The following is a 6,398-nucleotide window of genomic DNA, read 5'->3' on the forward strand; positions in this document are numbered from 1 at the left end:
TATTCTATCAAACTTATTTGTTTCTTGAAAAACATTCGAGAACGTGTATGATAGAAATTTGTGAGCTAACTGCTAGAAAATAGTTCCTCGTCTCTTGGAGGAGTTGCTAGCAAGGGCGCCGGAAACAATAAAAGAAACCACTAATACGTCGACGTAACGGAGGGAATACAATGAAAAATGCTATTGAGGTGAATCAACTTCGGAAAGAATTTAAAGCCTATTCTAGCCGCTCTGGCCTTAAAGGGGCATTCCGGGATTTATTTACCCGTAATTATAGAGTCATGAAAGCTGTGAACGATATTTCGTTTACCGTAAAACAAGGGGAAATGGTAGGGTATATAGGAGAAAACGGAGCGGGGAAATCAACCACAATCAAAATGCTAACAGGGATCTTAACTCCAACTGCAGGCGACATTACCGTAAATGGAATGAACCCTCATAAAGAAAGAGAAAAGTTTGCCCAAACGATTGGGGTAGTTTTTGGTCAACGCTCTCAGCTATGGTGGGATATTGCCGTACAAGAATCTTTTCGCCTGTTAAAAAAAGTATACAAAGTGTCAGATGAAGATTATAACGCTCATATGGAGCACGTTATTCAAACGTTAGATATCGGGCCGCTGCTAGATAAGCCGGTGCGAAAGCTTTCTTTAGGTCAAAGAATGCGCTGTGAGCTGGCTGCTGCTCTCATTCATAATCCGCCGCTTCTATTTTTAGATGAACCGACGATTGGTTTAGATGTACTAGTTAAATTAAAAATCCGCCAATTTTTAAAAGAAATTAATGAAAAATACAACACGACGATTTTGCTTACAACACATGATTTAGCAGATATTGAAGCTTTATGTGAACGCGTTGTAATGCTGGATGAAGGCAGTATTATTTATGATGGATCGCTGCAAAAGCTGCGTTCGAACTGGGGCGACCTTAAGCAGATTACGTTTGAATTTGGGACTGCGCCAAATAAAGAGCAGTTGAAGCTATTGACGCAAGGAATGCCTGTTAACTGGATTGAAGGTGATCAAAAATATTTGTGGACAGCGCAGCTTCAAAATAAAGGAGACTTAATGTCGCAGCTGATTGCTAAAGTGGTGGCAAAGCATGAAATCAGCGATATTAACATTGAAGAAATTTCAACGGAAGAAATTATCCGCAACATTTATGAAGAAGGTGTTGTGAATGGATAAATATATAGAGATGATACGCATTCGCTTTTTAATGATGCTGGCGTATCGGACGAATTATTACAGCGGAATATTGATTTATGCAATTAATATTGGTGCTTACTATTTTTTATGGTCGGCTATTTATGGAGGAAAAGAGAATATTCAAGGTTTATCCATTACTCAAATGACAACGTATGTAGCCGTTTCATGGATGGCCAGAGCCTTTTACTTTAATAACATTGACCGTGAAATGGCAACGGAAATTAAAGATGGCAAAGTGGCTGTAGAGTTAATTAAACCATACAGCTACCTTGGTATGAAAACGATGCAAGGACTGGGAGAAGGGATTTTTCGAGTGCTGTTTTTCTCAGTGCCCGGCATGATTATTGTCGCGTTTTTATTTCCAGTACAATTCTCAGCAAATGCAGCAACATGGCTTTATTTTGGACTGTCTTTAATTTTTAGTTTCATTATCAATACACAAATTAATTTATTAACGGGTATTACAACTTTCTTTCTCTTTAACAATGATGGACTCATTCGAGCGAAGCGCGTTGTTATTGATTTGTTTTCAGGACTTCTTCTGCCCATCAGTTTCTATCCTTTCTGGGCGCAACATATTATGAGCTATTTCCCTTTTCAAGCCATTAGTTATATTCCGAGCATGATTTTCACAAATGGATTTAAAGGGCAGGAAGTAATAAATGCTCTTATCACACAAGCAGTTTGGTCAGGACTTCTATTTATCCCTATTGCATGTTTGTGGAACATAGCGAAGAAAAAAATGGTTATTCAAGGAGGGTAGTCTATGAAAATGTTTTATTTTTCGATTTTCTTTCAGTACATTGGTCAATATATGAAAACAAGGCTTCAGTATCGTACCGACATGGTAGTTGAAATCATATCGGACTTATTATTTCAAGCGGTTAACTTAATTTTTATTTTAGTTGTATTTGGTCATACTCAGTCGCTGCACGGATGGTCACGAGAGGAAATTATCTTTATTTATGGTTTCTTTTTAGTTCCTTTTGCTATTTTTTCGTCTTTCTTTAACATTTGGGATTTCAATGAGCGCTACATTGTTAAAGGAGAAATGGACCGAATTTTAACGCGGCCGATTCATAGTTTGTTTCAAGTTATTTTGGAGCGAATGGAGCTAGAATCATTGTTTGGTGGTGTCACAGGGATTGCCGTAATGGCTTACGCTGCGTCTTCTTTACATCTTCATTTCCAGTGGTATGATGTTTTTATTTTTCTATTATTTATTTTGGGAGGAGCGCTTGTATACGCAGGAATTTTTATCGCCTTAGCAAGCATAGGCTTCTGGTCGGATGCCAGAACCTCTATTATGCCCACTATTTATAATATTGGAAACTACGGAAGGTATCCTGTAGATATTTACAATAATGTCATCCGCTATGTTTTAACGTGGATTCTTCCTTTTGCATTTGTAGGCGTATATCCAGCTGCTTATTTCCTAGGAAGAGCTGAATGGTACGGATATGCATTTTTAACTCCAGTAATGGGAATCATCTTTTTTACGATCTCTATCTTCTTATGGAATACAGGTGTCAAAAAATACAGAGGAGCAGGCAATTAAATGCCTGCTCTTTTTCGTGGCTTCAGAGTAGTAATGAATGGACAAGAACGCGCGTATAGTGGTAATAGAGTATAAATTAAAGGAGTAGAATGATGGTTATTTTTCTAATCCTCGTTATCGTTGTTTTTGTAATTGGTAGTATGAAGTTTCTCTTTGAAAAAGAACTTGGAGAATTTCATTTTTTCTCAATTGGTCACTTCTTTGTCTTGTTTTATTCATATATTACAGTTTTATTGGGATTTAGCCTTATTTATACAGTGTGTGAGATGGGGAGTATTCCAGTGTTAAGCGGAGGGTTTGAACATGAAGGTCATTATTTTTATACGCTGTTTAACAGCATGTATTTCAGCGCAGCAACGTTATTTTCAGTAGGATACGGAGATATGTATCCGGTTGGAATTGGGAAATTATTTGCAACTTTTGAAGCGTTTATCGGCTATATTATGCCTGCAATCTTTGTGATGCGAACTGTTACCCGCACTTAAACTTGTCATCTTATCTAATATTGGGTACGCTATTCAAAGAAAATGAAAAGCGTAAAGGAGAAGATAAATATGACAGCTGTAGTTGGAGAAAAAGCACCCGATTTTGTATTGATGTCTACAAATGGAGAGCAAGTATCACTAGCGTCGATGAAAGGAAAAAACGTTGTGCTGTATTTTTATCCGAAAGATATGACGCCAGGCTGTACAACAGAAGCCTGTGATTTCAGAGATCAGCATGAAAATTTTGAAGAGCTAGATGCGGTGATTTTAGGAGTGAGCCCGGATCCGATCGACAAACACCATAAGTTTATTGATAAGCACGGCCTTCCATTCTTACTTTTAGCTGATGAAGATCACAGCGTAGCTGAAGAGTATGGAGTATGGACACTGAAAAAAAACTTTGGAAAAGAATATATGGGCATTGAACGCTCCACTTTTATCATTAATAAAGAAGGAATGCTCGTAAAAGAGTATCGCAAGGTACGGGTAAAAGGCCATGTGGAAGAAGCTTTATCGTTTATTAAAGAAAAAATGGCATAAAAACAGGCAGATAACTAGAGCAGTTTTTGTCTTTGCACATACAATATCAGTGTAGGGCATACCTCCTCAGATGTTAATATATTTAAAAGTGTGGATTAATTTCCACACTTCTTTTTTTGCACAGAATACGTAAATAATGATGATGTATTACATAAAATAGGAATAGGCATCAAGTTGACAAAACGTGGGTAAAACATGTAGACTAATTATAAGAATTATAAAGTAATAATACTTACAGAAGAGGGGTGCATGGCGTGTCAAATCATTTACAAGAAGCCCTTGAAACGTTAAAAGGTACTGGCGTTCGTATTACACCACAACGTCATGCTATTTTAGAGTATTTAATCAATTCCATGACACATCCAACAGCAGATGATATTTATAAAGCGCTGGAAGGTAAGTTTCCAAATATGAGTGTAGCAACCGTTTACAATAATTTAAGAGTATTTCGCGAAGTTGGTATTGTAAAGGAACTAACATACGGTGATGCATCAAGCCGGTTTGATTATGTTACAACAGAGCATTATCATGTGATTTGCGAAAGCTGCGGAAAAATTGTGGATTTTCATTATCCTGGTTTAGACGAAGTAGAAAAGCTGGCTGCTCATATTACTGACTTTGATATTAGTCACCACCGAATGGAAATTTACGGAACGTGTCCTGATTGTACGGCTAAAAAAGCGCATTAATAAGCTGATAGTAGTGATACTATCAGCTTTCTTTTTGTTTTTTTCTATTATACTTTTCATCAAATTGTTTTCCTTCAAGAGACCGGTCAAGCGTAAGCGGCTCGTTGCAATACATACACATATCTACGCGCCCTAGCATTTTTGTTTGCTTTTGACATGTAGGGCAGGTTACTTGAACCGCTTTTGTAGAAAGCATGCCAATCCAGAAATAAACGCCGGTACTGGCTACGATGCACAGCAACCCCAAAAGCATAAAAATAGTCATTAGCCAGACTGAAGACCGAAAGAAAATTCCCCCATACATAACAATGAAACCAACAAAGATCAGACTGAGTGCAAACGTGCGAATCTTGTTAATTTTATTTGAATACTTTATCCCCATCAGTATCCCCCCTGTTACCAATATATCATAGAGTGAGACAGTGAATGATGATAAAAATTGAATCTTCGGAAAATTACCGTTGGTTTTTGAGCTTTCTGAATGATTTCCATAATTCTGAGTGGGATATCCGTTATACATCGTATATAATAAAAAAAGAAATCTTAGTCCATAGCCTTTAAAATTTTGAAAAATATTTGTTTATTACAGTTAGGAGAGCTCAAAATGGAAGATGTTTTACGGCCAATATATCAAGAAAGAGCTAGCAATAAAGACACACTAGGTATTTTACTGATTGAAAAAAAGAAATCAGAATCTCCAGTGACGGATAATTTGGATGCTATCTTATTTATTGTGACCAAAACTACAGAAACTTCTCTTTTTATTAAACAATACGAATATGAAAATGAGCGTGCGGCACTTTATATGGCTTCTGAACAGCAAATGAGTGAATGGATTATGAATGGGACGAACCGCCGTATTATTGATTGGATCTTAAATGGTAAAGTGCTATTTGATCGAAACGAATATATGGAAAACTTAAAGAAACGCTTAATTGATTTTCCTAGAGAAGATCGGACAAAGAGAATAGGTGTCGAGTTTGCTAAATTGATTCGCCGATTTAAAGAAGGAAAAGACTTTTATGCGTCTAATCATTATTTAGATGCATTCAATCATGTCATTCATGCTCTTCATCATTTAGCACGACTGTCTGTGTTAGAAAATGGATTTCACCCAGAAGTGACAGTATGGAACCAAGTGAAAAAAATAGAACCTGAAATTCATCGTCTTTACGAAGAGCTAATTATTAGCCAAGAAGAGGTTAGCAAGCGTTTAGAGCTGCTTTTTTTAGCGAGTGAATTTCTAGTAAATAAAAAAACTGAATTGGGTGCCAAGCATCTTGTTCATATTATGAAAAGTGAAAAGCAGGAATGGACGTTTAATGAACTGGTTCATCATCCCGAAATACGCCCTTATGCTATTGATTTAGGAATACTTCTTGAGTTTTTAATTGAAAAAGATATCATTATGGTAAAAAAAGTAGAAACCAAAGGAAAGAGTTTGTACCATAGACACTATGTGGCGAAATGATAGAGAGGATAAAGGGTATCTGATACGGTGCGGTTATGACGTGTAGATACCCTGACATATGACTTTATAGCCTGGATAAAAGGTTTTTCTAAAAAAACACGATTTATTTTAAAAAATCTATTGACGCTTTAAAATATCCGTGGTAAATTTATATACGTCGCCAATGAGCGATACTAAATTTATCAAAAACTTGAAAAAACTTCTTAAAAAAGTTGTTGACAAGAAAGAGATAAACTGGTAAGATTAAAAAGTCGCTTAAGAGCGGCGGTTGAACTTTGAAAACTGAACAAAGCGACAAACGTCAACGTTAAATTTTATTTTTTAATTGAGCAAGTCAAACATTTCTTCGGAGAGTTTGATCCTGGCTCAGGATGAACGCTGGCGGCGTGCCTAATACATGCAAGTCGAGCGAACTGATTAGAAGCTTGCTTCTATGACGTTAGCGGCGGA

General features: G+C 36.7%; 8 protein-coding genes and 1 rRNA gene. 8 read left to right on the top strand and 1 reads right to left on the bottom strand.

All coding sequences use genetic code 11. The features are described 5' to 3' along the window. Positions 1-170: 170 nt before the first annotated feature. From LJC66_RS01910 to perR, 6 genes are all read left to right on the top strand, one after another. Positions 171-1,184 (top strand): ABC transporter ATP-binding protein, encoded by a 1,014-nt coding sequence (locus LJC66_RS01910; RefSeq protein ID WP_028410115.1) that lies wholly within the window; start codon positions 171-173, stop codon positions 1,182-1,184. Continuing rightward, on the top strand, positions 1,177-1,968 hold the full coding sequence (locus LJC66_RS01915; RefSeq protein WP_028410114.1) for an ABC transporter permease: 792 nt from the start codon (positions 1,177-1,179) through the stop codon (positions 1,966-1,968). The genes LJC66_RS01910 and LJC66_RS01915 overlap by 8 nt, the downstream gene beginning before the upstream one ends. A 9-nt stretch (positions 1,969-1,977) precedes the next feature. Next, the gene (locus LJC66_RS01920) at positions 1,978-2,763 is read left to right on the top strand and encodes an ABC transporter permease (protein WP_028410113.1); all 786 of its coding nucleotides are present in this window, start codon (positions 1,978-1,980) and stop codon (positions 2,761-2,763) included. Positions 2,764-2,855: 92 nt separating this feature from the next. After that, positions 2,856-3,248 carry an ion channel gene (locus LJC66_RS01925; RefSeq protein WP_028410112.1) on the top strand — a complete coding sequence of 131 codons (393 nt, stop codon included), beginning with the start codon at positions 2,856-2,858 and terminating at the stop codon, positions 3,246-3,248. A gap of 69 nt (positions 3,249-3,317) precedes the next feature. Further along, positions 3,318-3,788, top strand: coding sequence for a thioredoxin-dependent thiol peroxidase (gene bcp / locus LJC66_RS01930; RefSeq protein ID WP_013055171.1), 471 nt, complete (start codon positions 3,318-3,320; stop codon positions 3,786-3,788). Positions 3,789-4,042: 254 nt separating this feature from the next. After that, on the top strand, positions 4,043-4,477 hold the full coding sequence (gene perR, locus LJC66_RS01935) for a peroxide-responsive transcriptional repressor PerR (RefSeq protein WP_013055172.1): 435 nt from the start codon (positions 4,043-4,045) through the stop codon (positions 4,475-4,477). Between the two features lie 22 nt (positions 4,478-4,499). Here the strand turns inward: perR and LJC66_RS01940 are convergent, their stop codons facing one another. Next, positions 4,500-4,859: a YgzB family protein gene (locus tag LJC66_RS01940; RefSeq protein ID WP_014461817.1), complete on the bottom strand. Its 360-nt coding sequence runs from the start codon at positions 4,857-4,859 to the stop codon at positions 4,500-4,502. Positions 4,860-5,081: 222 nt separating this feature from the next. On the opposite strand from LJC66_RS01940, the gene LJC66_RS01945 reads away from it, so the two are divergent. Then, the gene (locus LJC66_RS01945) at positions 5,082-5,948 is read left to right on the top strand and encodes a nucleotidyltransferase-like protein (RefSeq protein WP_013055174.1); all 867 of its coding nucleotides are present in this window, start codon (positions 5,082-5,084) and stop codon (positions 5,946-5,948) included. 343 nt (positions 5,949-6,291) lie between these two features. Then, positions 6,292-6,398 (top strand): 16S ribosomal RNA (locus tag LJC66_RS01950); the annotation flags it as partial.

This window comes from Priestia sp. TSO9 (assembly GCF_021029645.1).
In the GTDB taxonomy this organism is placed as follows: Bacteria; Bacillota; Bacilli; order Bacillales; family Bacillaceae_H; genus Priestia; species Priestia megaterium_E.

Excerpts from the sequence above, each read along its gene's own strand:
- LJC66_RS01910 (WP_028410115.1), top strand. The coding sequence starts at position 171 with ATGAAAAATGCTATTGAGGTGAATCAACTTCGGAAAGAATTTAAAGCC.
- LJC66_RS01915 (WP_028410114.1), top strand. The coding sequence starts at position 1,177 with ATGGATAAATATATAGAGATGATACGCATTCGCTTTTTAATGATGCTG.
- LJC66_RS01920 (WP_028410113.1), top strand. The coding sequence starts at position 1,978 with ATGTTTTATTTTTCGATTTTCTTTCAGTACATTGGTCAATATATGAAA.
- LJC66_RS01925 (WP_028410112.1), top strand. The coding sequence starts at position 2,856 with ATGGTTATTTTTCTAATCCTCGTTATCGTTGTTTTTGTAATTGGTAGT.
- bcp (WP_013055171.1), top strand. The coding sequence starts at position 3,318 with ATGACAGCTGTAGTTGGAGAAAAAGCACCCGATTTTGTATTGATGTCT.
- LJC66_RS01940 (WP_014461817.1), bottom strand. The coding sequence starts at position 4,859 with ATGGGGATAAAGTATTCAAATAAAATTAACAAGATTCGCACGTTTGCA.
- LJC66_RS01945 (WP_013055174.1), top strand. The coding sequence starts at position 5,082 with ATGGAAGATGTTTTACGGCCAATATATCAAGAAAGAGCTAGCAATAAA.